Origin of the sequence: Mesorhizobium sp. M0184, assembly GCF_040322215.1 — a bacterium.
GTDB lineage: Bacteria > Pseudomonadota > Alphaproteobacteria > Rhizobiales > Rhizobiaceae > Mesorhizobium.
Genome location: NZ_JAMYSZ010000014.1, coordinates 99,784 through 122,297, shown reverse-complemented (window position 1 = coordinate 122,297; position 22,514 = coordinate 99,784). Strand labels below are relative to the sequence as shown.

At 62.4% G+C, this 22,514-nt stretch carries 24 protein-coding genes; 15 read left to right on the top strand and 9 right to left on the bottom strand.

Going from position 1 to position 22,514, the window contains the following annotated elements; all coding sequences use genetic code 11:
• The first annotated feature begins 130 nt into the window (after window positions 1-130).
• On the top strand, window positions 131-1,339 hold the full coding sequence (locus NKJ23_RS18795) for an MFS transporter (protein WP_352681659.1): 1,209 nt from the start codon (window positions 131-133) through the stop codon (window positions 1,337-1,339).
• Window positions 1,340-1,411: 72 nt separating this feature from the next.
• Window positions 1,412-1,789 carry a VOC family protein gene (locus NKJ23_RS18790; protein ID WP_352621051.1) on the top strand — a complete coding sequence of 126 codons (378 nt, stop codon included), beginning with the start codon at window positions 1,412-1,414 and terminating at the stop codon, window positions 1,787-1,789.
• A gap of 46 nt (window positions 1,790-1,835) precedes the next feature.
• Here NKJ23_RS18790 and NKJ23_RS18785 read toward each other — a convergent pair whose 3' ends face one another.
• Window positions 1,836-2,492: an alpha/beta hydrolase gene (locus NKJ23_RS18785; protein WP_352622831.1), complete on the bottom strand. Its 657-nt coding sequence runs from the start codon at window positions 2,490-2,492 to the stop codon at window positions 1,836-1,838.
• 216 nt (window positions 2,493-2,708) lie between these two features.
• Between NKJ23_RS18785 and NKJ23_RS18780 the strand changes: the two genes are divergently transcribed.
• Window positions 2,709-3,884 carry an OpgC family protein gene (locus tag NKJ23_RS18780; RefSeq protein ID WP_352590513.1) on the top strand — a complete coding sequence of 392 codons (1,176 nt, stop codon included), beginning with the start codon at window positions 2,709-2,711 and terminating at the stop codon, window positions 3,882-3,884.
• Window positions 3,885-3,906: 22 nt separating this feature from the next.
• On the opposite strand, the gene NKJ23_RS18775 is transcribed toward NKJ23_RS18780, so the two are convergent.
• Window positions 3,907-4,986, bottom strand: a complete 1,080-nt coding sequence (locus NKJ23_RS18775; protein ID WP_352681656.1) for a LacI family DNA-binding transcriptional regulator — start codon at window positions 4,984-4,986, stop codon at window positions 3,907-3,909.
• 371 nt (window positions 4,987-5,357) lie between these two features.
• On the opposite strand from NKJ23_RS18775, the gene NKJ23_RS18770 reads away from it, so the two are divergent.
• Window positions 5,358-5,501 (top strand): hypothetical protein, encoded by a 144-nt coding sequence (locus NKJ23_RS18770; protein WP_023674473.1) that lies wholly within the window; start codon window positions 5,358-5,360, stop codon window positions 5,499-5,501.
• A gap of 69 nt (window positions 5,502-5,570) precedes the next feature.
• On the opposite strand, the gene NKJ23_RS18765 is transcribed toward NKJ23_RS18770, so the two are convergent.
• Together NKJ23_RS18765 and NKJ23_RS18760 are read right to left on the bottom strand one after the other, a co-directional pair.
• Window positions 5,571-5,942 (bottom strand): DUF423 domain-containing protein, encoded by a 372-nt coding sequence (locus tag NKJ23_RS18765; protein ID WP_023674474.1) that lies wholly within the window; start codon window positions 5,940-5,942, stop codon window positions 5,571-5,573.
• Between the two features lie 53 nt (window positions 5,943-5,995).
• The gene (locus NKJ23_RS18760) at window positions 5,996-7,246 is read right to left on the bottom strand and encodes a multidrug efflux MFS transporter (RefSeq protein ID WP_352681654.1); all 1,251 of its coding nucleotides are present in this window, start codon (window positions 7,244-7,246) and stop codon (window positions 5,996-5,998) included.
• A 196-nt stretch (window positions 7,247-7,442) separates the two neighbouring features.
• Between NKJ23_RS18760 and NKJ23_RS18755 the strand changes: the two genes are divergently transcribed.
• Both NKJ23_RS18755 and NKJ23_RS18750 read left to right on the top strand, forming a co-directional pair.
• Window positions 7,443-8,105: a GntR family transcriptional regulator gene (locus NKJ23_RS18755; protein WP_352622828.1), complete on the top strand. Its 663-nt coding sequence runs from the start codon at window positions 7,443-7,445 to the stop codon at window positions 8,103-8,105.
• A 96-nt stretch (window positions 8,106-8,201) separates the two neighbouring features.
• Window positions 8,202-8,459 (top strand): DUF982 domain-containing protein, encoded by a 258-nt coding sequence (locus tag NKJ23_RS18750; RefSeq protein ID WP_023674477.1) that lies wholly within the window; start codon window positions 8,202-8,204, stop codon window positions 8,457-8,459.
• Window positions 8,460-8,510: 51 nt separating this feature from the next.
• Here the strand turns inward: NKJ23_RS18750 and NKJ23_RS18745 are convergent, their stop codons facing one another.
• Together NKJ23_RS18745 and NKJ23_RS18740 are read right to left on the bottom strand one after the other, a co-directional pair.
• Window positions 8,511-8,684: a hypothetical protein gene (locus NKJ23_RS18745; protein WP_352622843.1), complete on the bottom strand. Its 174-nt coding sequence runs from the start codon at window positions 8,682-8,684 to the stop codon at window positions 8,511-8,513.
• Between the two features lie 106 nt (window positions 8,685-8,790).
• Window positions 8,791-9,834 (bottom strand): aldo/keto reductase, encoded by a 1,044-nt coding sequence (locus NKJ23_RS18740; RefSeq protein WP_352590522.1) that lies wholly within the window; start codon window positions 9,832-9,834, stop codon window positions 8,791-8,793.
• 280 nt (window positions 9,835-10,114) lie between these two features.
• On the opposite strand from NKJ23_RS18740, the gene ppk2 reads away from it, so the two are divergent.
• Window positions 10,115-11,035, top strand: coding sequence for a polyphosphate kinase 2 (ppk2, locus tag NKJ23_RS18735; RefSeq protein ID WP_352646576.1), 921 nt, complete (start codon window positions 10,115-10,117; stop codon window positions 11,033-11,035).
• 49 nt (window positions 11,036-11,084) lie between these two features.
• On the opposite strand, the gene NKJ23_RS18730 is transcribed toward ppk2, so the two are convergent.
• The 3 genes from NKJ23_RS18730 to NKJ23_RS18720 form a co-directional block, all read right to left on the bottom strand.
• On the bottom strand, window positions 11,085-11,732 hold the full coding sequence (locus tag NKJ23_RS18730; RefSeq protein ID WP_352681652.1) for a dihydrofolate reductase family protein: 648 nt from the start codon (window positions 11,730-11,732) through the stop codon (window positions 11,085-11,087).
• 400 nt (window positions 11,733-12,132) lie between these two features.
• Window positions 12,133-13,164, bottom strand: coding sequence for a porphobilinogen synthase (gene hemB / locus NKJ23_RS18725; RefSeq protein ID WP_352501508.1), 1,032 nt, complete (start codon window positions 13,162-13,164; stop codon window positions 12,133-12,135).
• An 87-nt stretch (window positions 13,165-13,251) separates the two neighbouring features.
• Complete coding sequence (locus tag NKJ23_RS18720) at window positions 13,252-14,076, bottom strand: DUF8605 domain-containing protein (RefSeq protein ID WP_352681650.1); 825 nt, start codon at window positions 14,074-14,076, stop codon at window positions 13,252-13,254.
• 145 nt (window positions 14,077-14,221) lie between these two features.
• Here NKJ23_RS18720 and NKJ23_RS18715 point away from each other — a divergent pair, with 145 nt between their 5' ends.
• The 8 genes from NKJ23_RS18715 (at window position 14,222) to nrdR (ending at window position 22,512) form a co-directional block, all read left to right on the top strand.
• Window positions 14,222-15,265, top strand: a complete 1,044-nt coding sequence (locus tag NKJ23_RS18715; RefSeq protein ID WP_352681648.1) for an enoyl-CoA hydratase/isomerase family protein — start codon at window positions 14,222-14,224, stop codon at window positions 15,263-15,265.
• A complete protein-coding gene (locus NKJ23_RS18710; protein WP_352456576.1) occupies window positions 15,262-15,684 on the top strand; it encodes a DUF6163 family protein in 423 nt (140 codons plus the stop codon). The genes NKJ23_RS18715 and NKJ23_RS18710 overlap by 4 nt, the downstream gene beginning before the upstream one ends.
• 202 nt (window positions 15,685-15,886) lie before the next feature.
• Entirely contained in the window at window positions 15,887-16,402 is a 516-nt protein-coding gene (ldtR, locus tag NKJ23_RS18705; protein WP_023674486.1) for a transcriptional regulator LdtR, read from the top strand.
• Window positions 16,403-16,740: 338 nt separating this feature from the next.
• Window positions 16,741-17,994, top strand: a complete 1,254-nt coding sequence (locus NKJ23_RS18700) for a L,D-transpeptidase family protein (RefSeq protein WP_352681646.1) — start codon at window positions 16,741-16,743, stop codon at window positions 17,992-17,994.
• A 125-nt stretch (window positions 17,995-18,119) separates the two neighbouring features.
• A complete protein-coding gene (locus NKJ23_RS18695) occupies window positions 18,120-19,766 on the top strand; it encodes a Na+/H+ antiporter (protein WP_352681644.1) in 1,647 nt (548 codons plus the stop codon).
• A 116-nt stretch (window positions 19,767-19,882) separates the two neighbouring features.
• Window positions 19,883-21,196, top strand: coding sequence for a serine hydroxymethyltransferase (glyA, locus tag NKJ23_RS18690; RefSeq protein ID WP_352681642.1), 1,314 nt, complete (start codon window positions 19,883-19,885; stop codon window positions 21,194-21,196).
• A 69-nt stretch (window positions 21,197-21,265) separates the two neighbouring features.
• Window positions 21,266-21,850 (top strand): invasion associated locus B family protein, encoded by a 585-nt coding sequence (locus NKJ23_RS18685; RefSeq protein ID WP_352681640.1) that lies wholly within the window; start codon window positions 21,266-21,268, stop codon window positions 21,848-21,850.
• 152 nt (window positions 21,851-22,002) lie between these two features.
• Complete coding sequence (gene nrdR, locus NKJ23_RS18680) at window positions 22,003-22,512, top strand: transcriptional regulator NrdR (RefSeq protein WP_023674492.1); 510 nt, start codon at window positions 22,003-22,005, stop codon at window positions 22,510-22,512.
• Window positions 22,513-22,514 lie beyond the last annotated feature (2 nt).

Genomic DNA, 22,514 nt, shown 5'->3' with positions numbered 1-22,514 from the left:
GGACCGCGTGGGTACCGGTTTTGCTGCGCGGACCTTCGGGATGGGGGCAGGACACTCAGCAGTGGCGCATTGCAACCGACATGATAGCCGTTGCGTTTCAGCCAAACGGATTGCCGAACAGGGCAAAGCAATGACTGGGGCAGCGCCAAGGAAAACCTTCGCCTGGATTTCCCGAAACACGGTGCTTCTGGCGCTGGCGAGCCTGTTTGCCGACATTTCGACCGAGATGCTTTATCCGATCCTGCCGATCTTCCTAACCCAGACTCTGCACGCAAGCGGGAGCGTCGTCGGTCTGGTCGACGGAATCGCCCAGGCGACGCAGAACATCGTGCAAGGTTTTTCGGGCTGGCTCTCGGACAGGCTTCAGAAGCGGAAACCGATAGCCCTCATTGGCTATTTTCTGGCCTCTATCGCCAAACCGCTGATCGGCGTGGCCACAGTGTGGCCGATGGTCCTGGGCGCGCGGTTTGTGGATCGGCTCGCTGCAGGTTTCCGGTCCGCTCCGCGCGACGCGCTCCTTGCTTCGTCCGTGGCCGACGAGCACCGAGGCAAAGCATTCGGCCTAGAAGGCATTGGCGACAATCTGGGAGCGTTTCTGGGGCCACTGCTCGCGGTGCTGCTTCTCATCGCGCTCAAAGTCGATATCCGCTGGATCTTCTATCTCGCGCTCATTCCCGGTCTCCTCGCCTTCCTCATGGTGGTGTTGGTGCACGAGCAGCCACTGGCCGTAGCCGCAAAGGCCAAGATCGACGTCAATCTGCGGCAGTTTCCCAAAGCCTATTGGATCTATCTCTTGGTGACAGCTCTCTTCGGCATCGGCAATTCGAGCAATGCATTTCTGATTCTGCAAACACAGGATATCGGTGCCTCTTTGGAGGCAACCATTCTTATCTACGCAGGCTTCAATCTCGTTGCGGCGCTGATTTCCTACCCGGCCGGCTTTCTATCGGACCGCTTCGGCCGCAAGGGCGTGTTACTGTCGTCCTTCGTCATCTTCCTGATCGCCTATCTCGGCTTCGTCTTGACCCGGAACATCTATCTGATCGGGCTGCTTTTTGCCTTCTACGGGTTCTATCAAGGCATCTTCCGCTCAGTCGGCAAGGCATTCGCCTCGGACTTCGTGCCGCAAGAGCTGCGTGCCAGCGGCATCGGCTGGTACAGCACCACGGTCGGCCTGCTGGAACTCGCGGCAAGCGTTGTCGCGGGACAGCTCTGGGATCGTGTAAGCCATGAGGCGGTGTTCATCTACGGCGCTGTCTTCGCCGTGGTCGGCAGTGCTGGTCTGCTTGCCCTGATCCCCTGGCGAACCGACGGTCATAGTGTGTCGGCGGCGTCGTAGTGCTGCCGGGGCGTTGCCGATGATGAGCAGCCTTTAATAAAACGTTCTACTCAAACTGAAAGGCCCCCGGTCATGACGCCCGTCAGTGTTCGCTATATTGTCGACGATGTCGCCGCTTCCATCGATTTCTACGTGAAGCATCTGGGCTTTGCCATTGAACGGGATGCGCGGCCGGCTTTCTGCTCGGTCACGCGCGGCGATCTGCGGCTTCTGCTGAGCGGGCCGGAGAGCTCGGGCGCACGGGCGATGCCGGATGGCCGCCGGCCGGTGCCGGGAGGGTGGAACCGCATCCTGCTGGTGGTGCCGGATCTGAAGCAAGAGGTTGCGCGCCTGAAGGGCGCCGGGCTCGCCTTCCGCAACGATATCATCAACGGCGTCGGCGGCTCGCAGACCCTGCTCGAAGACCCGTCCGGCAATGTGATCGAGCTATTCCAGCCCGCCGCACACTGACATTCGATGGTCGGGCCCGCGTTGTGCGTGCGCTCAATCCGCTCGTTCAGCGGTTGCCTGACCCCGCCAGCCACTGCCTGACGATTTCAGCATCCGCGTCGCCGATTTCATGGCCGGAGGCAATGGTGTGGGTCTCGACCTTGGCGCCATGCGAGCTCAGTAGAGCGGCCAACACGGGGGCGAAAGGCGCGTAGGTCAGGTCGGCGGCGCCGGCGACGATCAGAGCCCGCGCCTTCGACAGGTCGGCCGGCGGCACCTCGTCGAGCACCGGCATCGGACGCAGCAATGCAGCGCGCTCGATCACGCCCGGATGCAGCAGCATGACGCTTGAAACCAAATTGGCGCCGTTCGAATAGCCGAGAAAGGTCGCGCGGCGGAGATCGAGGCTGTGGCGCTTCGCGACGCCGGCGACGAAGCCTGCAAACGCATCTGCCTCCGCGCGGACACTTGCCTGCTCGAATCGCGTCGGGGTGATTCGCGTGAACCAGCGGAAACCGTCCTCCTGAGGGATGCGGCCACGGACCGTAACCAGCGCCGCATGCGGCGCGATTTGCCGACCAAGCGGCAGCAAGGTCGTCTCGTCGACACCCGATCCATGCAACAGGAACAGCCAGTCACCGGGTAAATTGGCGGATCGATGGAGCCGGTAGAAAAAGCCTGAATTCTCCTGCAAAATACCGTCTTCGAGGCTTTGCTCGGCCATAGTCACATCCTTTTGATTCCGCGTTACTTTCGTTAATTTGCCGGCTTCAAAACGGAATATTTTCAAGCTCCGCGAAAGTTGATTGAACCGGGCGCATTTCAGTCCGTTTCTTTGCCGATATAATCCCCGCGGGGGGGATCGAAGCAGTGTGCGCCGGGTGGTCGCCCGAGGGATCGCATGCCGGGCATGAACAACCAGCTTTAAGGCCTTTTATCGATGACCATGCCAGTTTCGCCGGAACGCGATACGCGTATTGATGTGTTCCGGGCTCTCGCCCTCCTGACCATATTCGTCGACCACGTGCCTGGCACCGTTTTCGAAACCCTGACCTACAAGAATTTCGGGTTTTCGGATGCGGCCGAGGCCTTCGTGCTGATCTCCGGCATGTCCGTCGCTCTCGCCTACGGCACTAAGTTCCAGCCGGGAAACCGGCTGATTGCAACACTGAAAATGTGGCGCCGCGCCGGTGTGCTCTATGTCACCCACATCGTCACGACGATGGTGGTGATGGCTATCTTCTGCGCGGCGGCGGTGTTTGCGAAACGGCCGGATCTTCTGACGCTGATCAACATCGAGCCGCTCGTCAGGAACCCGCCACAAGTCCTGGTCGGCATCGTCACGCTCGGCCATCAGCTCGGTTACAACAACATACTGCCGGTCTATGCGGCGCTGCTGTTGATGGCGCCGGTCTTCCTGCTGTTCATCAGCTACCGGCCACTGGCGGCGCTCGCAGTATCCGCAGCCCTTTGGCTGATTGCCGGAATCTACCAGATCGCGCCGCCGAACTACCCGGAGCCCGGCTTCTGGTTCCTCAATCCGCTGTCATGGCAATTGCTGTTCAATATCGGCATGGCCAGCGTGTTGCATGTGCGGCGCGGCGGCACCATCCCTGTCAATCGCTGGCTGGTCGGCGCGGCCGCCGCCTATGTGCTGACGGCACTCGTCTGGGTGCACAGCCCGCTGTGGGGGCATGTGTCGTGGCTCGACCTGCCGGTGGTGCTGACCGGTTTCGACAAGACGTTCCTGTCGTTGCCGCGGCTGCTGCACATCCTGGCGATGAGCTATCTGGTCGTCGCCTTGCCTTTCGTCTCGAACCTGTTCCGCACCGGCCGCGACAATCCGCTCGCCATATTGGGCAAACGCTCGCTGCCGGTTTTCATTGCCGGCACGGTGATTGCCATGGCGGCGCAGGTGATGAAGCTGGTCAACCCGGGCGGCTTTGCCTATGACAGTCTGCTGCTCGCCGCCGGCATCGCCATGCAGTTCGCGCTCGCCTTCTATCTGGAATGGCTGTCCGCTATCGGCTGGTCCGGCAAGGGCAAGCCGGTCCGCAACGAGGCGTCACCGGTCCGTCCATCCTTTGGCATCGGTCCGATGGCGGCCAATCGATAAGATTTGGAGCCGATCTGCCCAGTCAACCTGTGCCTGGCGGCGGCCCGGACGACGCCCTGACGACAAGTTCGACATCGAGCGTTTCTCGCCGCACCGTGCCGTCGAAGTCGAGGATTCTTCGCGCTGCCCGGCGGCCGATCTCGGCGATCGGCTGGGCGATGGTGGTGAGCGGAGGCTCGCAAATTGCGGCTTCAGGCACGCCGTCGAAGCCGACGACGGAAACATCGCGAGGAACCACGATGCCCCGCGCGCTGAGCCATTCCAATGCTTCCATCGCGACCCGGTCCGACATCGCCAGGATGGCGGTCGGCGGTTCTGCCGAGGCGAAGAGGGTTTCGAGGCCGGCCTTTGTGCTGGCCTCATCGTTTTCAGTCTCGTAGACCGGCACCTTGGCGGTATCGACGCCGAACCGGGAAAGCCCTTCGAGATAGCCGAGGAGGCGGTCACGGGTTCCTGTATAGACTGCGGTCCGGACCTGCTCGGGCGAGACAAGTCCGGTGCTGTCGTCGGCGAAGGCCAGCGACAGCACGGCGAAGCGGCGATGTCCAAGTTCCGCCAGATGGCGCGCCGCGAGCCGGCCGCCGGCAACATTGTCGACGCCGATCGCCGAGACCGTGGCGTCCTGCGAGCCGAGCTCGAGCGCGACGAAGGGGAGCTTGCGTTCGCGCGTCAGCTCGACGAGGCGCGGACCGCCCTCGATGCAGAACAGGATGAAGCCGTCGACCAGGGCGCTCTGGATATTCCAGGCAAGTTTTTCCTCGTTGCCGGCCGACACGAGGGCTATTCCCGCGCCGGTGGCGTCGCATGCCTCCGAGATGCCGGCCATCATCACGCGCGCAAAGGGGTCGTCGAAGAAATAGGACAGCGGCTCGGTTGTGGCGACGCCGATCGCATTGACCTTGCCGGCGCGCAGCAGGCGGCCCTTTGGATCGGGGCCGGCGTAGCCCAGCGCGTCGGCCGCCGCCTTGACCCGCTCGCGGACTTCCTCGCGTACGATTTCGGGACGGCTGAAGACATTGGAGGCAGTGCCGTGTGATACGCCCGCGGCTTTGGCGATGTCCGCCAGCCGGATGGGCCTCCTGCCTTCGGTGAGTGATGCCATTTGTTTGTCTCCGGGACTCCGGTCCAACAGTATCGCCGACTACCTAACACCTTCGTTGGATCGATTCAAATTTTTGCTTGACATTTGTGGTGCGATGCGTATTCTTTGAATCGATCCAAGTGCGTTTTTCGTCCTCAGATTGGATCGATACAAGAGGAGAGCGCCATGCACCCCGTCAATTATCTGTTCGAGGACATTTACCGGAACGACTGGAGCATCCGTTCGAGCGCGGAGGCCCGGAAGCGGCGAGACAGGACCGGTCCGTGGATTCGCGACCTGGGTTTCCTCGTAGGACGCAAGCGGAGCTGATCGGTGGCCTATTTTTGTGCCCGCTGATTGGATCGATTCAAAAAACTAGAGGAGATTAAACCATGCACCCGATCAAGCATCTGTTCGAAGACATCTATCGCAATTATTGGGGCATCTCGCCGGCCACCGAACGGCCGGAGCGGCGGCGTGTAGTCAAGACGACCAACAGCGATGGCCAAGTCCGGCCCGAACGTCCGCGAGACTGAGCTGGCAAGACACAGCTCGTGGATCGAGGGCGGCTGGCGAAGGAGCAGCGGCCGCCATTGGTTGCCGCATCAATGGCGGCGCGGGCGCACCAGCGCCGAGGCGGCCATCATCAGCCAGCCGCCGATGAGCAACGTGCCGCCGATCGGCGCCGACATCGGGAACAGCCGCGAGCCAAGGAAGTCGCGGGCCAAAAGATCTCCCGAGAATAGCAGAAGCCCGACGAGAAGGATGAGGCTTCCGGTTCGCAGGATGCTATTGCCACCGAGCAGCCCGACGGTAAGGAAGACCGGCGCATGCAAGAGCAGGAAGGATGCGGCCGTACCGACGAAAGCGCCGCCGAGATGTGCCGCCGCCGCCGAAAGCGCCACGCCGGTTGCGCCGCATAGGCCGCCGGCAAGAACCAGAATGCGGCCGCCTGCCGCGTGTTCATCCGTGCTCATTTCCACGCCTCCGTGATTCCTGGCGACCGCCTGAGATAGTGCCGCGAACCGTGTCAGGATTTGCCGGCTTCCGCCAGCATGTCGAGTTCGCGGCGCGACTGGACCAGCCAGTTATAGGCCGCTCCGCCCGCCATCAGAATGGATGTGCCGAGAAACACCGAGCGCATACCGAAATGGCCGCCGGCGAAGCCGCCGAGCAACGGTCCGGCGACCTGCCCGACATATTGCGCCGAGATCGACAAGCCCAGTACGTTGCCGCCGACCCCGTCGGGCACATTGTGGCGGATGACGCTGGTGATGCAGGGCAAAAGACCGCCAAGCGCCAGGCCCATCAGGAAACGCAGGCCGACGAGTTGCCAGCCCTGGGTAACGAAGGCCTGCGGGATCAGCAGCAGCGCCGAGACGGCGAGTGCGGCAACGATGACGTTCCAGTGGCCGATACGGTCGGCGAGCTTGCCGAGCCGCGACGCCGACAGGATGGCGCCGAGCGCTGCCGCGGACATGACGATGCCGGAGACCAGCGTGACCTGGCTCTGATCTTCGATGAGCTGCTGGACATAGACGGTGATGATCGGCTCGATCGACATGGTGGCGAAACTCAACAGCATGCCGGTCGCCAGCATGGCGACGACGGGGCGCTTGTCGGGAATCTGCGACCAGCCGTCTTTCACTTTTTCTTCTGACGCGGCCTTGGCGGCAACCGGGCGAGGCGCCTCCTTGATCAGCAAGGTGGTTGCCAGAAAAGCCAGGAAAATGACGCCGCCGGCGAGCAGGAATGTGGCGCGGATGCCAATCAGCGGCGGCAGCGCGCCGCCAAGCAGCGGACCGACCAGGGCACCGGCCGTGATTCCGGCCGACAGCACGCCCAGCGCCCAGCCGGAGCGATCCTTCGGCGTCTGCATGGCAACCAGGATGGTCGAGCCCGAAGAATAGCCACCGGCAAAGCCGATCAGCAGGCGCAAGAGCACCAATTGCCAGACAGTCTGCACCATGCCGGCCAGCGACATGCACAGCGCCATACCGAAACTGGCGCGCACCAGCATCAGTTTGCGGCCGTAGCGGTCGCCTAACCGCCCCCACAGCGGTGCGACCAGCGCGGCGGCAAGGAAAGTGGCGCCGTAGGCGACGCCCGACCACTGCACGATCGCCGCATGGCCCTTGGCGCCCAGCTGCTCGACGTAGAGCGGCAGGAAGGGCAACAGCAGCGTCATTGCTACAAGCGTGCTGAACGAGCCGGCAAAACACACGGCGAGATTGCGGCGCCAATGGACGTTGTGCGTGGCGCGATTGGCGTCTTGCGGCATGTCTGTCCTGTCCGGCCAGCTTGCATGAAAACTTGCTGTGGATACCGATTTGGGATACCAAGCTGGTATCTGTCATGAACGCAAGCCCCGTGGCTGTCAATGCGGGCCTCTCAAACATATCGACAAAGGCCGGCGTGATCGGCCAACGCCGGCCAGTGACCCGATTGCCGGAACGAATGACCTGAACGGAACGCCAATGTCGCAGATGCAGAACGTCGAAAAGCAGCTTCGCGAGATGATCCTCGGGCTCGAGATTGGTCCCGGCGAGCGGCTGACGGAGCGCTGGGTCGAAAGCCGCTTCGGCGCCTCGCGCACACCGGTCAGGGCTGCGTTGCTGCGGCTCGAGACCGAAGGCCTGATCTGCCGCGACGGCCGCGGCTGGACGGTCTCGCCCATCAATCTTGCTGAACTCGAGCAGATCGCCGTCTATCGCGAGGCGGTCGAGGTCGCGGCAGTCAGGCTGACTTGTGCCTTGCAGGACAGGGGTGCCGTCGAAATTATCGAGGCTATGCTCGATTCCTGCGACGACCAAACCCCGCGCGAGGAATGGCATCGTGTCGGCATGGATTTTCATATCGAGCTGGCACGTCTATCAGGCAACGAGTTCCTGTTCAGAGCGGTTCGCGACGTGATGACACGCCTGTCGCGCGCCCGCTGGCTCGAGGTTCGCGACGAGGCAGCGCTCGGCCGTGCCTGGGCCGAACACCATGCCATTCTGTCGGCGGTGCGGGCCGGCGATGCCGATACCGCCGCCCGCCTGCTTTCGGCCCATATCATCGGCAGCCGCGACCGGCTGGTGACCTCGCTGCGCAACGACCGGCGCGGCCTGCGCGCCCGGGGATTTGCCGTCGTCGCTTGAGTGAGGATCGGCTGCCATTGATCACGAAAAGAGCAGATGAGCGAAGAATGCTACTTTCGGTCTCGCTTCGCAAATGCCGATGGCGTAAGAGCGGCGATGGAAAACAACCGATTTGACACACCCGTGACCGTCAAGGGCGCGGCGGGAAGCAATCAGCTCTTGCGTACGGCCCGCGAGGCTTCCGACTACCTCCTCAACAATTGGCCGGGCAAGCGCAGCCCCAAGCACCGCGAAGCGTTGCAAGCCTGTCATGATGCGCTGGCCGGCGACAAGCCGGCCATGAACGCAAGACGGGCCTTCATTGCCGCCGCTCGTGAAGTGAACGTCTTCGTCAGCGACAAGGCGCCCGCCTGAGGCATAGCGGGGTTCGACCGAGGCCCGGACCGCCTGACAGGCTGGGCGTCATCACTCGGCCGTTTCGGTTTTGGTTTGGGACTCGCTCTCGCCCTCGGGCTTCGATCGCTCCTTGGCTGCGACCTTGGCAGCCTGCTTTTCCGCCTTCTTGGCAGCCTTCTGCCGGTCGCGTTCCTTGCGTTCCTGACCGTAGTTCGGTGCTCGTGCCATATCGGTTCCTTTCATTGTGCTTGGCCTTTGCCTAGGAGCATTGGGCCGCAAACACAACACCGCAAGGCACGATCGGCTCCATATCTCGGCGTAGTCCGGGAGCCTGGCTTCAGGCTGTTTTTCAGGCGCCGTCGCGGTCGAGGACGAGATCGGCCGGACCGAACCGGTCCTTTGCGGTGAACTGCTGGTGCCAGTAGGGATAGAGCACGGGCGGCCTGCTGACCGCATCGAGGCGTGTGCGCTCCTCATCGCCAAGCACCAGGCTTGCAGCGGCGATATTGTCTTTGAAATGCGCTTCGGTTCGTCCGCCGATCACCAGCGAACTGACAGCGGGCCGGCCGAGCAGCCAGGCAAGCGCCACCTGCGCCGCCGACACGCCGTGGTTATTGCCGATATCGATCAGCGTGTCGACGATCCGCCACAGCCGGTCCTCGTCGCGGATCGGCGGTTCCGACCAGCCGCTGAGCTGGCGGGCGGTCGGCTGGTCACGGTGGTATTTGCCGGACAGCAACCCGCCGGCAAGCGGGCTCCAGACCAGCACGCCGAGCCCCTGGTCGACCGAGATCGGCAACAATTCATACTCGGCCTCGCGCGCTTCCAGCGTGTAATGGATCTGCTGGGTGACGAAACGTGGCTGGTGCTGACGGTCGCTGATCCCCAGCCCCTTCATAACTTGCCAGCCGGAATAATTGGAGCAGCCGACATAACGGACCTTGCCCTGCGCGACCAGCGTGTCGAGCGCGGCGATGGTTTCCTCAAGCGGTGTCAGGCCATCCCACTCGTGCAGGAAATAGATGTCGATGACATCCGTCCTGAGCCGCTTAAGGCTCCTTTCGCATTCGCGGATCAGATGGTAGCGCGACAGGCCTTCATCATTGGGGCCTTTGCCGATCCGCATGCGCGCCTTGGAGGCGATCAGCACGTCGCCCTTGCGCTTGCCGCCGAGCGCCTCGCCGATGATCTCTTCCGACACCCCGTTCGAATAGACGTTGGCGGTGTCGATGACATTGACGCCGGCATCGATGCAAAGGTCGATCATCCGGCGCGCCTCGTCGAGGTCGGTCTTGCCGACCGCCGAAAACGCGCCGCCGCCGCCGAACGTCATGGTGCCCATGGTCAGCGTCGAAACCTTCAGCCCGGAACGGCCGAGAGTGCGGTATTCCATGTCGTATCCTCACAATTTATCGGGAAAGGGCGTTGCAAACGACAGCCCTCAATGAACCGGCTATTTGTAGGATAATTCGTTCCGCTTGTCGCCCGTTCCGCAGGGCAAGCTCGATCACATCTTGCGGATTGAAACGCACAGCCAGCGCAGTAGTGGCTGCAATAAAACCGTCATTCCCGGCCTATACTAACATCGGTCCAGCGCTTCGATTTCCGGCCGCCGGGCCGGGCGGCAGAGCGCCTGACAGCGGCCGGCAAGGCCTGTAAGCGGGGCAGCGCAAATGACCGAGATAAAACAGAATTCCCCGGCCAGGGACTGGCTGGAAGCGGAACTCGCCGACACGCTCGATGAAGACTATGAGCTGGAAATCTCGGAGCCGGCGCTGTCGATGGAGATCGCCAAGATCTACAAGAATGCGCATCCGCCATCGATCGACCGCCTGCAATATTTTCGCGATCTCATCACGCTGCAATCCGAATTGATCAAGCTGCAGTCCTGGGTCGCTTATCACAAGAAGAAGCTCGTCGTGGTCTTCGAGGGCCGCGACTCGGCGGGCAAGGGTGGCGTCATCAAGCGCATCACCCAGCGGCTCAATCCGCGTATCTGCCGCGTCGCAGCACTTCCGGCGCCGACCGAGCGCGAGAAGTCGCAATGGTATTTCCAGCGCTACGTACCGCATCTGCCGGCCGGCGGCGAGATCGTGCTGTTCGACCGCTCCTGGTATAACCGCTCCGGCGTCGAGCGGGTGATGGGCTTTGCCCAGCCGGATCAGGTCGAGCAGTTCTTCCGCGACGTGCCGGATTTCGAACGCATGCTGGTCCGCTCAGGCATTACGCTTGTCAAATACTGGTTTTCGATCACTGACGAGGAGCAGCAGATGCGCTTTTTGATGCGCATCCATGACCCGATGAAGCAATGGAAACTGTCGCCGATGGACCTCCAGTCGCGCGTGCGCTGGGAGCAGTACACCAAGGCCAAGGAAGAAACGTTCGCCCGCACCAATATCCCGGAAGCCCCGTGGTTCATCGTCGAGGGCAACGACAAGAAGCGGGCACGGCTGAACTGCATCGACCATCTCCTCAAGCAGATGCCCTATGAGGAGGTGCCGCACGAAGAGATCACACTGCCGGAGCGCGTCTTCAATCCCGAATACGAGCGCCAGGTACTGCCGCGCGAACTGTATGTGCCGGAGAAGTACTGACTAAAGCGGCGAGGAGGGCGGCGCCTCCATGGCGGCGCCCTGCAACAAGCTAGGTGCGCTCGATGATGACATGCGTGGCCTTCGGCGTCGCGACCTGCTCGCTGCAGCGATAGCCGAGCTTGGGCATGTCGATGCCGGCAAAAAGGCTCTCGCCGGCGCCTAGCAGGACCGGTGAGATCGCCAGATGCATTTCGTCGATGAGCTTTTCCTTGAGATATTGCCGGATCGTAGAAACGCCACCGCCCAGCCGTACATCCTTGCCGTCAGCCACTGCTTTCGCCTTCTCCAGCGCTGAGTGGATGCCGTCGGTCACGAAATAGAAGGTCGTGCCGCCCTCCATGACAATGGGATCACGTGGATGGTGCGTGAGCACGAAGACCGGCACATGGTAGGGCGGGTTGTCACCCCACCAGCCTTTCCAGCTGTCATCCGGCCATTCGCCGCGGATCGGCCCAAACATGTTGCGGCCGAGGATCCATGCGCCGACATTTTCGAAGCTGCGTGCCGCGAACGCCTCGTCAGTGTCCGTGGTCCCGCCATCCTTGCCGAGGACCATCTTGCGGAAGGTGCGGGTGCCGAACATCCATTCGTGCAGGGCTTCCCCGCCAACGCCCAGCGGGTTCTTCAGGTCTTGGTCGGGACCGGCGCCGAAGCCGTCGATCGACAGGGTGAAAGCGCTGACGCGAAGCTTGGACATGAGAGCCTCCTCGATAACCAATTGTGAGATGCAAGCAGTTATCGGGGTAGCTTAACTGATTGCATTTTGCAAGCGGTATTTTGAATCGCCGGCGGGGCAATCGCTTCCAAATCATGTTGGAATAACCAATCTCAATGTCGGCGCCGCCCGTCATCCGCCTGCCGGCAGCTTCTCCCTGTATAGTGACGGGGAGAAGGGGCTGGCCGCAACGTCGATGTTTTTGCAACGCTGGAGATTGGTGAAATCTTTTACGAACGCGTCTTTCTCCCTGCCACTTTACGGGGAGAAATGCCCGGCAGGGCAACGAGGGGCAGCGTAAACTTGAAGCGATGTCCTGCGGCGTTCCATGTCGCGCTTTGGACGAACGAACACTGCTCGATGTAGACGCTACAAAGGCGCATCACCCCTTGAGCATCGCCGCCACTTCGGGCGCAAAGTAGGTGAGAATCCCGTCGCAGCCGGCGCGCTTGAAGGCGAGCAGCGATTCCAGCATCGCCTTTTCGCCGTCTATCCAGCCATTGGCGGCGGCGGCCTTGATCATCGAATATTCGCCCGAGACCTGATAGGCGAAGGTCGGCATCTGCAACTCGTCCTTCAGCCGGCGGATGATGTCGAGATAGGGCAGGCCGGGCTTGACCATCAGCATGTCGGCGCCTTCGGCTAGATCCTGCTCGGCCTCGCGCACCGCTTCGTCGGAATTGGCGTGGTCGATGTAATAGGTCTTCTTGTCGCCCTTGAGCAGGCCGGCGGTGCCGACCGCCTCACGATAGGGGCCGTAAAAAGCGGATGCGAACTTGGTCGCATAGGACATGATCGCAACATCCTGAAACCCATTGGCGTCGAGCGCATCGCGGATGGCACCGATACGGCCGTCCATCATGTCCGAGGGGGCAATGATGTCGGCCCCCGCCGCCGCCTGGATGACGGCCGCCGCCGTCACTTGCTCCACCGTTTCATCATTGACGATAATGCCTTCGCGCAAGATGCCGTCATGGCCATGCGAGGTGAACGGGTCAAGCGCGGCGTCGGTGATGATGCCGATCTCCGGCACTGCGTGCTTGATGGCGCGGGTGGCACGGTTGATGACGTTTTCCGGATCGAGGATGTGCGAACCGGTCTGATCGCGCAGGCCGAGCTCGACATTGGGGAAAGTGGCGATCGCCGGAATGCCAAGCTTGGCCGCGCGCTCAGCCTCCTTGACGGCGAGGTCGAGCGACAGGCGGAACACGCCGGGCATGGCGGCGATCGGTTCGCGCACTTGTCTGCCGTCGACGACAAAGATCGGCCAGATCAGATCGTCGACCGAGAGCCGGTTCTCCTGGACAAGGCGGCGCGACCAATCGGCCTTGCGCATGCGCCGCAGCCGCCGGCTGCCGGTGATCTCGTCGACGCTGCGCGCGCCAGCAGGCTTTGCAGGGGTGAATTTGTTCATCGCAAAAACTCCGGATCAGGCGGCTTTTACCACGAGCCTCCGCTGCTGACCAATGCGACACGATTGAGCCAGCGGTCCTGTCGGGCGCTATTCTGGTTGGCCATTGCCCGACAGGATCTGCGCAGCACCCCGCATGGCGACGCGGAATGCCTCGTCGAAGCTGACGCCGCGCACTTGCCAATTGTAGCTCTTGCCATTCAAGGCAAGCCGCCAGTCGGCTATCCAGCCCAGTTCCTTGTCGCTCCAGACGATACTGCCGGCGAGCGCCTGGTCGGCTCCGGCCTTCCTGGCAAGCTGGTCCAGCGTCGTGATATCGGCATGGCGCAGGGCCTGGTCGTCAAGCTTCGAGGCCGACAGCAGCGACGCTTCGGGAAACACAATCCGCATGACCAGCGGACCGGTGGCGTTGACGAAGGATTCGCGCATCGCCGCCCCGCGCTCATCGTCGGCGGTCAGCGCGAACTGCCTTGTGCCTTGCTCCGCCGCCAGGAAAATTGCCAGGTGTGGCCGCTCGCCAAGCCATGGTTTGCTGCCAAGCGCGGCAAGCACCGGATCGATAACGTCAGGCCTGTACAGACAAGTGAGATCATGCGGCCGGTCATGGGTGCCTTGTTCGTCATGGATTGGAATGCCTTCGAGACGGTCGCGATAGCGGAATTCGGCAACGAAGCTGCCGGCCTTGTCGCGCAGCGCCGCCATCTCAGTTCTCTTCGGCAGCCGCTGATCGCCGGACACACGAACCAGCACCGCATCGAGGCAGGCCTTGAAACCGATCTGCCTGTTGACCTCGCCCTGGCCGGTGACGATGGTCTGCGATTGATAGAGCTCGTCGACGGTTTCGGCCGATACGGGAGGAGTGTTCGCAGCGATCAGGCCGACCACCACAACAGCAAGGCGCGGCAACCAAGGCATGGTTCAACCTTCCGGTTCAAAGCGCCAGCATTAGCACTGGGTGACGCCGACGACCATGCAGCGGATTGGCCGCCGCCATTGACGCGGCCATGCGCCACGCTTTAGCACTTCACTCCCGGCGGGCGCGGGGAGGGATTCTCTGGCGATGGATTTTGGCGGAGGCGACGAGATTCGCTTCGAAAGATTGGGCAGGGCTGGCGTCGTCACGCTGACGCGGCCGCAGGCGCTCAATGCCGTAACCCACCGCATGGTCAAGGCGCTGGACAAGGCGCTGCGCAGTTGGGAGCGCGACGACGGCGTCGACGTTGTCGTCGTCAAGGCCGAGGGCAGGGCATTTTCGGCGGGCGGCGACATCCTCCACATCTACGAAGCCGGCCGCGCAGGAGGGCCTCCGGTCGATTTCTTCGCCGATGAATACCGGCTCAACGCCCGCATCGCCCGCTTCAAGAAACCCTATGTCGCGGTGATCGACGGCATCGTCATGGGCGGCGGCGTAGGTATCTCCTTCCATGGTTCGCAGCGAGTGCTGACCGAGAACGCCCAGTTTGCCATGCCCGAGGTCGGCATCGGCTTTTTCCCGGATGTCGGCGCCAGCCATCTGTTGCCGGATCTCGGCGGCAGCTTCGGCATGTATCTGGCGCTGACCGGCAACCGCATCCGCTATGGCGATGCTTTGTGGTCGGGCCTCGCCACCCATACGATCAAGGCGGAGGACCAGGCCGGCTTCCTCGACCGTCTGGCGGAAAGCGGCGACCCGGAATCGGTGCTGCGCGGCTGCTTCGTCCCGGCCAGGCGCGAGACCGACAGGCCGACGCTGGAAGCCATCGCCCGGCATTTCGCGCAGCCGTCGCTGGCCGATATCGTCGCCAGTCTGGAGCGGGCAGCCGCTGCCGACGAGTTCGCGGCAAAGACGCTGGCCACCATCCGCACACGTTCACCGACCAGCCTGCATGTTGCATGGCGCCAGATCAGCGCCGGGCAGACGTTGTCGATGGACGAGTGCATGAAAATGGAGTTCCGTATCCTCAACCGCATGCTTGCCGGGCACGACTTCTATGAAGGTATCCGCGCCGCCATCATCGATAAAGGCTCGACGCCGCAATGGCGGCCAGCAGGTATCGATGACGTCAGCGCCGCCAACGTCGACGCCTATTTCGCATCGCTCGGCGAACGGGAACTGAAGCTGTGAGCGAGGTCGCCTCGAGACGCGTGGTGCTGCAGCCCTCGACGATCGAGGTCATCTTCGCCTGGTTCCAGCGCGTCATCGCCGGCTACTGTCTGCTGTTCGGCATCTTGTACTGGATCCGGCTGATCGGCTTTTACCCCGGTCCGTTGTGGCGCTTCGACCTGATGCCGGTGCACTGGCAGGTGGCGGCGGTGGTGCTGGCGGTGTTTTTTCCGTTCGCTGCCGCCGGCCTCTGGATGCTGGCGTCCTGGGGGCCGGTGATCTGGTTCATCTGCGCGGTGACCGAGAGCGTCATGTATGCCGGCTTCCCCGAGCTGTTCGGCCACCGGCCGCTGATCGTCGCCTCGCACCTTGCGGTGGCGCTGCTCTACATAGTGTTCCGCGTGGTGATCTGGATCCAGAAGCGGCAACCCCGGCGATAGCAATTCCGGCCAGGATCGTTGGCTAAATCTTTAGGTTAATTATCCTTGCTCGGGTGACCGTCCGTTAAGCCTCTTTCGAAACCCCTTACCGGTAAGCTCTTGTTAGCCTTGGCGTTTAAGTCGAATTTTATGAGTATTCGATAGTGTCGCGATCAAGGTGAAGAACAAAAAATCACCGGGCGACAAACGAGAGGCAAAGACAATGATCAATTCGCGTCCGGCGGCGAAGACCGCCAACGTATCCGATGACCGCCGCGAGGCGATCCGTTCGCTGTACATGGAATCGCTGCAGCTGGTCGAGCGGCTGCATCGCCGTCTGCTTGATGTGATCAAGGACGAATTCGACCGCAACGGTCGCTCCGACATCAACGCCATCCAGGCGCTGCTCCTGTTCAACATCGGCAATTCGGAGCTGACCGCCGGCGAACTGCGCTCGCGCGGCTATTATCTCGGCTCGAATGTCTCCTACAATCTGAAGAAGCTGGTCGATCTCGGCTTCATCAACCACCAGCGCTCGCGCATCGACCGCCGTTCGGTGCGGGTTTCGCTGACGCCGAAGGGCAATGAGGTGGCGGAAGTCGTCGCCGGCCTCTACGAGCGCCATGTCGGTTCGATCGAGCAGGTTGGCGGCATCAACACGGAAGAGTTCAAGCAGATGAACCGCGCCCTGCAGCGCCTGGATCGGTTCTGGAACGATACCATCGCCTACCGGATGTAATCGCATCCGCCGCATCTAGATCTGAAGCTGGACTACGGAAGTGCTGCCGCGGAGTGGACAAAGGCCGGTGCCGAAAAGCACCGGTCTTGCCGTTTCGTCAGGCCGGCCGATCCAAATTCGAGCAACAGCCACGTTGCCGCCATATTCCAATGGAACCGAAGATGCGGGTGATGCTGGGGCCAAAGCCGTGCATTTGTCCTGTGCTCAAGTCACTTCCCATGTGGTTTTACACCGAAGTGATGAGGGCCATGGTTGGCTAATTGTTAAGAAGCCAACTTTAGAGTGCGGGCGAGACTCGCCCGGTGGGTTGAATTGTAGCAAGAATGTCTGGAACGTCCATGAGAACCAGCCGCCGTTTCTTCCTTTCAGGAGCCTCCGCGCTCGCAGCCGCTATGGTCGCCGGCCGCGCCAGTGCGCAGGACGTGATCGGGGATATCCTGAAATCCTCGGCCCGCGGCAACTGGGACGACCAATTCGATGCGCGTGCCAGCGAAGGCGGCAAGGTTGCCTCGACGCTGCCGATCTTCAGCCTGCAGACGGTGTCCTTCACCGAGCAGGCGATCATGCAGTATCAGAATATCGTCGCGCAAGGCGGCTGGGAGCAGGTTCCAGACACCAAGAAGCTACAGCTTGGCGTCGAGGATCCCGATGTGGTGCCGCTGCGCAGGCGCTTGATGATATCGGGCGATCTGGCGCAGAGCGCCGGGCTCTCGGAAGCGTTCGATTCTTACGTCGACTCGGCGCTCAAGCGCTTCCAGTTGCGTCACGGCTTGCCGGCCGACGGAACCACGGGCAAATATACTTTCGCGGCAATGAACGTGTCGACGCCGGTTCGGCTTGGTCAGCTGCAGACCAATCTGCAACGGCTGCGTGAGCGGGCCGGCACGCTTGGCAACCGCTATGTGCTGGTCGACATCCCGGCGGCGCAGATCGAGGCTGTCGAGAACGACCGCGTTGTGCTGCGCCACACCGCAATCGTCGGCAAGATCGATCGCCAGACGCCGATCGTCAATTCCAAGATCAACGAAATCATCGTCAATCCGTACTGGAACGCGCCGGTCTCGATCGTGCGCAAGGACATCATTCCGCTGATGCGGAAGGACCCCAACTATCTCAAGGACAGCCATATCCGCCTGTTTGCGCCGGACGGCAGCGAGGTCGACCCAATGACGGTCGACTGGTCAACCGACGATGCCGCCAAATACCGCTTCCGCCAGGATCCCGGTTCCGGCAACGCGATGGCCTCGGTCAAGATCAATTTCCCCAGCCCGGACGGCGTCTACATGCACGACACGCCGCAGCAGAGCCTGTTCGGCAAGCTGATGCGCTTCGATTCCTCTGGCTGCGTGCGGGTTCAGAACGTGCGCGACCTCGTCACCTGGATTCTGCGCGACACACCGGGCTGGGATCGCCAGCATTTCGAGGCGGCGATCAAGACCGGGGAGAACACGCCGGTGCAGGTCACCAATCCGGTGCCGGTTTATTTTCTCTACGTCTCGGCCTGGTCGACAGGGCCGGGCGTGGTCCAGTTCCGTGACGACATTTACGGCCTCGACGGAGCCAACGAGCTGCAGATCACATCCGCGCTCTAAGCAGCTGAGTTCATTTGCAAAAGGCCGCCGGAAGGCGGCCTTTTTCGTTGCCGAGTCTTTCGCGGAAAGCTTTGCTGGGCCGATTGCCGGAAAAAGGACGCGGCGCTGTAGTCGGAAATCGCATCATGCATGTCGCAATGTTCATTCTGGTCGTGCTCATCTTCGTCGCCGTTTCGGGCGCGCTGGTCCGGCTGGTGCGGGTGCCGCTGCCGGTACTGCAGATCGCCATCGGTGCAGCGCTCGCCTGGCCGGTGCGCGGCATGCATGTCGAGATCGATCCCGAGCTGTTCCTGCTGGTGTTCATCCCACCGCTGCTGTTCAGCGACGCCTATGGTGCGCCCAAGCGCGAACTGATCGCGCTGCGCGGGCCGATCCTCGACCTCGCCATCGGGCTGGTCTTCTTCACCATTGTCGGCTTCGGCTACGCTTTGCACTGGCTTGTCCCGAGCATCCCGCTCGTCGTCGCTTTCGCACTTGCTGCGGTGCTGTCCCCGACGGATGCGGTGGCCGTCTCCTCGATCGTCGACAAGAGCCTGGTCCCGGCCCGGCTGATGCACATCCTGGAGGGCGAGGCGCTGCTCAACGATGCGTCGGGCCTCGTGATGTTCCGTTTTGCGGTGGCAGCTGCCATGACCGGCAGCTTCTCCTTCGTCGCGGCGTCCGTGACTTTCCTCTATGCCGTCGCTGCCGGCATCCTGGCCGGCGTGGCTGCCTTGTTCGTCGCCGCCAAGGTGCTGCAATTGCTGAACCGTATCGGCGGCGTGCCGGCCGAGGCGCAGGTGCTGGTCATGGTCCTGCTGCCGTTCATCGCCTATCTCGGCGCCGAGAATGTCGGCGCCTCGGGCATTCTGGCGGCGGTCACGGCCGGAGTGCTCACCGGCGGCTCCGGGATTTTCCGCTTTCTCGGCGTCTCGGCACGCATACAGACCGTATCGCTGTGGACGACGCTATCCTTCGTCTTCAACGGCGCGCTGTTCATCCTGCTCGGGTTGCAGCTTCCCGAAATCATCGGCAACGTGCCGCCTGAGCTCGGCAGCCGCTATCCGGTCATCCAGCCAATCGCCACGGTGGTCGCGCTGACACTATGCCTGATCGGGCTGCGCTTCCTGTGGATCTGGGTCGGCGACATCGCGACGCGCGTCTCAGCGCGATTACGCGAGCAGAAGGCCGAGCCGTTCGGGCTGCGCGTTCGGATCGCCGGCTCTGTTGCCGGCGTGCGCGGCGCCATCACGCTGGCCGGCATCCTGTCGCTGCCGCTCGCCATGCCGAATGGTTCGCCCTTTCCGGCGCGCGACGTGGTGATCTTCCTCGCCGCAGGCGTCATCATTTGCTCATTGCTCATTGCCAGCCTTGCCTTACCCAAGGTGGCACGAGGGCTGGTCGAGCCGGGCGAGGATCCTGGCGCTGCCGAGGAGCGTCTTGCGCGCGTGGGCGCGGCCAAGGCCGCCATCGCCCGCATCGAGAGCATGGCCGGCGCGACCGACGGCGATGAAGGGGAAACACCCGGCGCCCGGCTTGCCACCGCCGACAGCATCGTCGCCGGCTACCGTCGCCGCATCGCTGCCTCCGACGAAGCCGACGAGGCGCGCGCCGAGGCCCGCGAGGCCGGACGGCTGGAACTCGAATTGAGGCTGGCGGGCATTGAGGCCGAACGCGCAGCGGTTCGCGCAATGTTTCGCAGCGGCCAGATTAACGACCATACGATGCAGGCGCTGTTCACCGAGATTACGCTCACCGAGGCCCTGCTGAAGGGCCGGCAGGCAAGGAAATAGAGGCTGCCAGTCTCTCTGGCGCAATCCGGCCAGCAAATTTCGCGCTGCAAACGTGGCGGGCCGAAAGCAACTGTGTTAATGGCGCGACAGACCCCGAACCTTGAGGATTTCAGCCCATGGCAACAGCAGCGGCAGTGTCGAACAAATTCGAATCCTTTTTCGAAACCACGCTTGCCGATGCCGACCCCGAGATTTTCGGCGCAATCCGCAACGAACTCGGCCGCCAGCGCCACGAGATCGAGCTGATTGCCTCGGAAAATATCGTCTCGCGTGCCGTGCTCGAGGCACAGGGGTCGATCATGACCAACAAATATGCCGAGGGCTATCCGGGCAAGCGCTACTATGGCGGCTGCCAATTCGTCGATGTCGCCGAGGAACTGGCCATCGAACGCGCGAAAAAGCTGTTCGGCTGCAACTTCGCCAACGTCCAGCCGAATTCCGGCAGCCAGATGAACCAGGCGGTGTTCCTGGCGCTGCTGCAGCCCGGCGACACCTTCATGGGCCTCGACCTCAATTCCGGCGGACACCTGACGCATGGCTCGCCGGTCAATATGAGCGGCAAATGGTTCAAGGTCGTCTCCTATGGCGTGCGCCGGGACGATCATCTGCTTGACATGGACGCGATCGAGAAGACCGCCCATGAGACCAGGCCGAAATTGATCCTGGCCGGCGGCACAGCCTATTCACGTGTCTGGGACTGGAAGCGTTTTCGCGAGATCGCCGATTCGATCGGTGCCTATCTGATGGTCGACATGGCTCACATCGCCGGCCTGGTCGCCGGCGGCATGCATCCGTCGCCGCTGCCGCATGCCCATGTGGTCACCACCACGACACACAAATCGCTGCGCGGGCCGCGCGGCGGCATGATCCTTTGCAATGACGAGGATATTGCCAAGAAGATGAATTCGGCCGTCTTCCCCGGCCTGCAGGGTGGACCGCTGATGCATGTGATCGCCGCCAAGGCGGTGGCTCTGGGCGAGGCGCTGAAGCCGAGCTTCAAGATCTATGCGGAGAGCGTCGTCGCCAATGCCAAGGCGCTGGCCTCCAGTCTGCAGGAAACCGGTCTCGACATCGTCTCCGGCGGCACCGACAACCATCTGATGTTGGTCGACCTGCGTCCCAAGAACGCCACCGGCAAGCGCGCCGAGGCTGCCCTTGGCCGCGCCAACATCACCTGCAACAAGAACGGCATCCCCTTCGATCCGGAAAAGCCTTTCGTGACATCGGGCGTTCGGCTCGGCACGCCGGCCGGCACCACGCGCGGCTTCGGTCAGGCCGAGTTCCGCGAGATCGGCAAGCTGATCGCCGAAGTGCTGGATGGACTGAAGGTCGCCAATTCCGACGAGGGCAATGCGGCCGTCGAGGCAACCGTGAAGGCCAAGGTGGCGACATTGACGGATCGTTTTCCGCTTTACCCGTATCTTGGTTGACGCAGGGCGTCGTTCCCCAACTGTGACGGCGCCAATCAACTGGGCACGGCTGTATCTCGGAGACGCTTGATGATGATGCGAATTTTCCGTTTCGCCAGTGTTGGCGCTGCCTTGCTCACCTTAGCCACCTCGCCGCTACTCGGCGCGGCCTTTGCGCAGACCGAGCCGACCCCGGCAGCACCCAAGACAGAGACCTTCGGCAGTTGGTCCACCACGGTGGACGAGGTCAACACCGGCGAGGATGTGCGCAAGACCTGCGCCGCCTCGACGGTCTTTTTCGACGCTAACGGCACCAGTGGCACCCTCACGCTGGCCATCTCGAATGGCGACGTACTGCCACCCGAGGGCTATCCGAGCCTCATCATCGCCGTGAGAAACAGTGACTTGCCCAAGGGCGATAACATCCCGGTGGTGTTCCGGGACGTCAACGACAAGATCAAGGCCGGTTTTCGTCTTATCGCCGACGGACAGTGGATGATAGACAACAAGTCCGAGACCACGCTCGCGGTACTGCGCGCCATGCGCCGCACCAGCGCCCTCGATGTCAGCTTCGCCGACAAGCCGGTCGCGACCATATCGATGGACGGCTTCACCAAGGCCTATCGCTATCTCGGCACGTCTTGCGGCTTCCCGACCGGCGACGTCGCGCCCTGATTGGCGGACCGCTGTCAACTGATTGCCGCTCTCGCAATTTTCCTCGCGCCTCGCTATCTCTGAGGCGCGATCGGTCATCGGCCATACTTTGCCATCGTGGCAAAAACCTCTAACCCGTTCGCACTACGAGAATCGCGAACCGAAGGCTCTCCATGCGCTGTCCCTACTGTCAGTCCGAAGATACGCAGGTGAAGGATTCGCGCCCTGCCGAAGACGGTGCAGCGATCCGCAGGCGGCGCGTCTGCCCGGATTGCGGCGGCCGCTTCACCACTTTCGAGCGCGTCCAATTGCGCGATCTCGTCGTGGTGAAGAAGTCTGGACGCAAGGTGCCGTTCGACCGCGACAAGTTGCTGCGTTCTGTCGAGATCGCGGTACGCAAGCGCAATGTCGACCCGGAACGTATCGACCGGGCGGTGACCGGCATCGTGCGCCAGCTCGAAAGCTCGGGCGAGACCGAGGTGGCCTCGGGGGAAGTCGGCCGGCTGGTCATGGAGGCGCTTAAGTCGCTCGATGATGTCGCCTATGTGCGCTTTGCCTCCGTCTACCGCAATTTCCGCGAGGCCAAGGATTTCCATGACGTGTTGGGCGAACTCAAAGGCGACGAGCTCAAAACCGACGAGCCCAGGGGCGAAGAGCTGAAGAGCGAAGAGGACGCCAGCTGAGC

What these genes read in the sequence shown, in the direction of transcription:
- NKJ23_RS18750 (WP_023674477.1), top strand. Translation starts at nt 8,202, where the DNA reads ATGGAAAACAACCGATTTGACACACCCGTGACCGTCAAGGGCGCGGCG.
- NKJ23_RS18755 (WP_352622828.1), top strand. Translation starts at nt 7,443, where the DNA reads ATGTCGCAGATGCAGAACGTCGAAAAGCAGCTTCGCGAGATGATCCTC.
- hemB (WP_352501508.1), bottom strand. Translation starts at nt 13,164, where the DNA reads ATGAACAAATTCACCCCTGCAAAGCCTGCTGGCGCGCGCAGCGTCGAC.
- NKJ23_RS18730 (WP_352681652.1), bottom strand. Translation starts at nt 11,732, where the DNA reads ATGTCCAAGCTTCGCGTCAGCGCTTTCACCCTGTCGATCGACGGCTTC.
- NKJ23_RS18770 (WP_023674473.1), top strand. Translation starts at nt 5,358, where the DNA reads ATGCACCCGATCAAGCATCTGTTCGAAGACATCTATCGCAATTATTGG.
- NKJ23_RS18740 (WP_352590522.1), bottom strand. Translation starts at nt 9,834, where the DNA reads ATGGAATACCGCACTCTCGGCCGTTCCGGGCTGAAGGTTTCGACGCTG.
- NKJ23_RS18745 (WP_352622843.1), bottom strand. Translation starts at nt 8,684, where the DNA reads ATGAAAGGAACCGATATGGCACGAGCACCGAACTACGGTCAGGAACGC.
- NKJ23_RS18715 (WP_352681648.1), top strand. Translation starts at nt 14,222, where the DNA reads ATGGATTTTGGCGGAGGCGACGAGATTCGCTTCGAAAGATTGGGCAGG.
- NKJ23_RS18720 (WP_352681650.1), bottom strand. Translation starts at nt 14,076, where the DNA reads ATGCCTTGGTTGCCGCGCCTTGCTGTTGTGGTGGTCGGCCTGATCGCT.
- NKJ23_RS18760 (WP_352681654.1), bottom strand. Translation starts at nt 7,246, where the DNA reads ATGCCGCAAGACGCCAATCGCGCCACGCACAACGTCCATTGGCGCCGC.
- NKJ23_RS18685 (WP_352681640.1), top strand. Translation starts at nt 21,266, where the DNA reads ATGATGATGCGAATTTTCCGTTTCGCCAGTGTTGGCGCTGCCTTGCTC.
- ppk2 (WP_352646576.1), top strand. Translation starts at nt 10,115, where the DNA reads ATGACCGAGATAAAACAGAATTCCCCGGCCAGGGACTGGCTGGAAGCG.
- NKJ23_RS18775 (WP_352681656.1), bottom strand. Translation starts at nt 4,986, where the DNA reads ATGGCATCACTCACCGAAGGCAGGAGGCCCATCCGGCTGGCGGACATC.
- nrdR (WP_023674492.1), top strand. Translation starts at nt 22,003, where the DNA reads ATGCGCTGTCCCTACTGTCAGTCCGAAGATACGCAGGTGAAGGATTCG.
- NKJ23_RS18790 (WP_352621051.1), top strand. Translation starts at nt 1,412, where the DNA reads ATGACGCCCGTCAGTGTTCGCTATATTGTCGACGATGTCGCCGCTTCC.
- NKJ23_RS18700 (WP_352681646.1), top strand. Translation starts at nt 16,741, where the DNA reads ATGAGAACCAGCCGCCGTTTCTTCCTTTCAGGAGCCTCCGCGCTCGCA.
- NKJ23_RS18780 (WP_352590513.1), top strand. Translation starts at nt 2,709, where the DNA reads ATGACCATGCCAGTTTCGCCGGAACGCGATACGCGTATTGATGTGTTC.
- glyA (WP_352681642.1), top strand. Translation starts at nt 19,883, where the DNA reads ATGGCAACAGCAGCGGCAGTGTCGAACAAATTCGAATCCTTTTTCGAA.
- ldtR (WP_023674486.1), top strand. Translation starts at nt 15,887, where the DNA reads ATGATCAATTCGCGTCCGGCGGCGAAGACCGCCAACGTATCCGATGAC.
- NKJ23_RS18785 (WP_352622831.1), bottom strand. Translation starts at nt 2,492, where the DNA reads ATGGCCGAGCAAAGCCTCGAAGACGGTATTTTGCAGGAGAATTCAGGC.
- NKJ23_RS18695 (WP_352681644.1), top strand. Translation starts at nt 18,120, where the DNA reads ATGCATGTCGCAATGTTCATTCTGGTCGTGCTCATCTTCGTCGCCGTT.
- NKJ23_RS18795 (WP_352681659.1), top strand. Translation starts at nt 131, where the DNA reads ATGACTGGGGCAGCGCCAAGGAAAACCTTCGCCTGGATTTCCCGAAAC.
- NKJ23_RS18765 (WP_023674474.1), bottom strand. Translation starts at nt 5,942, where the DNA reads ATGAGCACGGATGAACACGCGGCAGGCGGCCGCATTCTGGTTCTTGCC.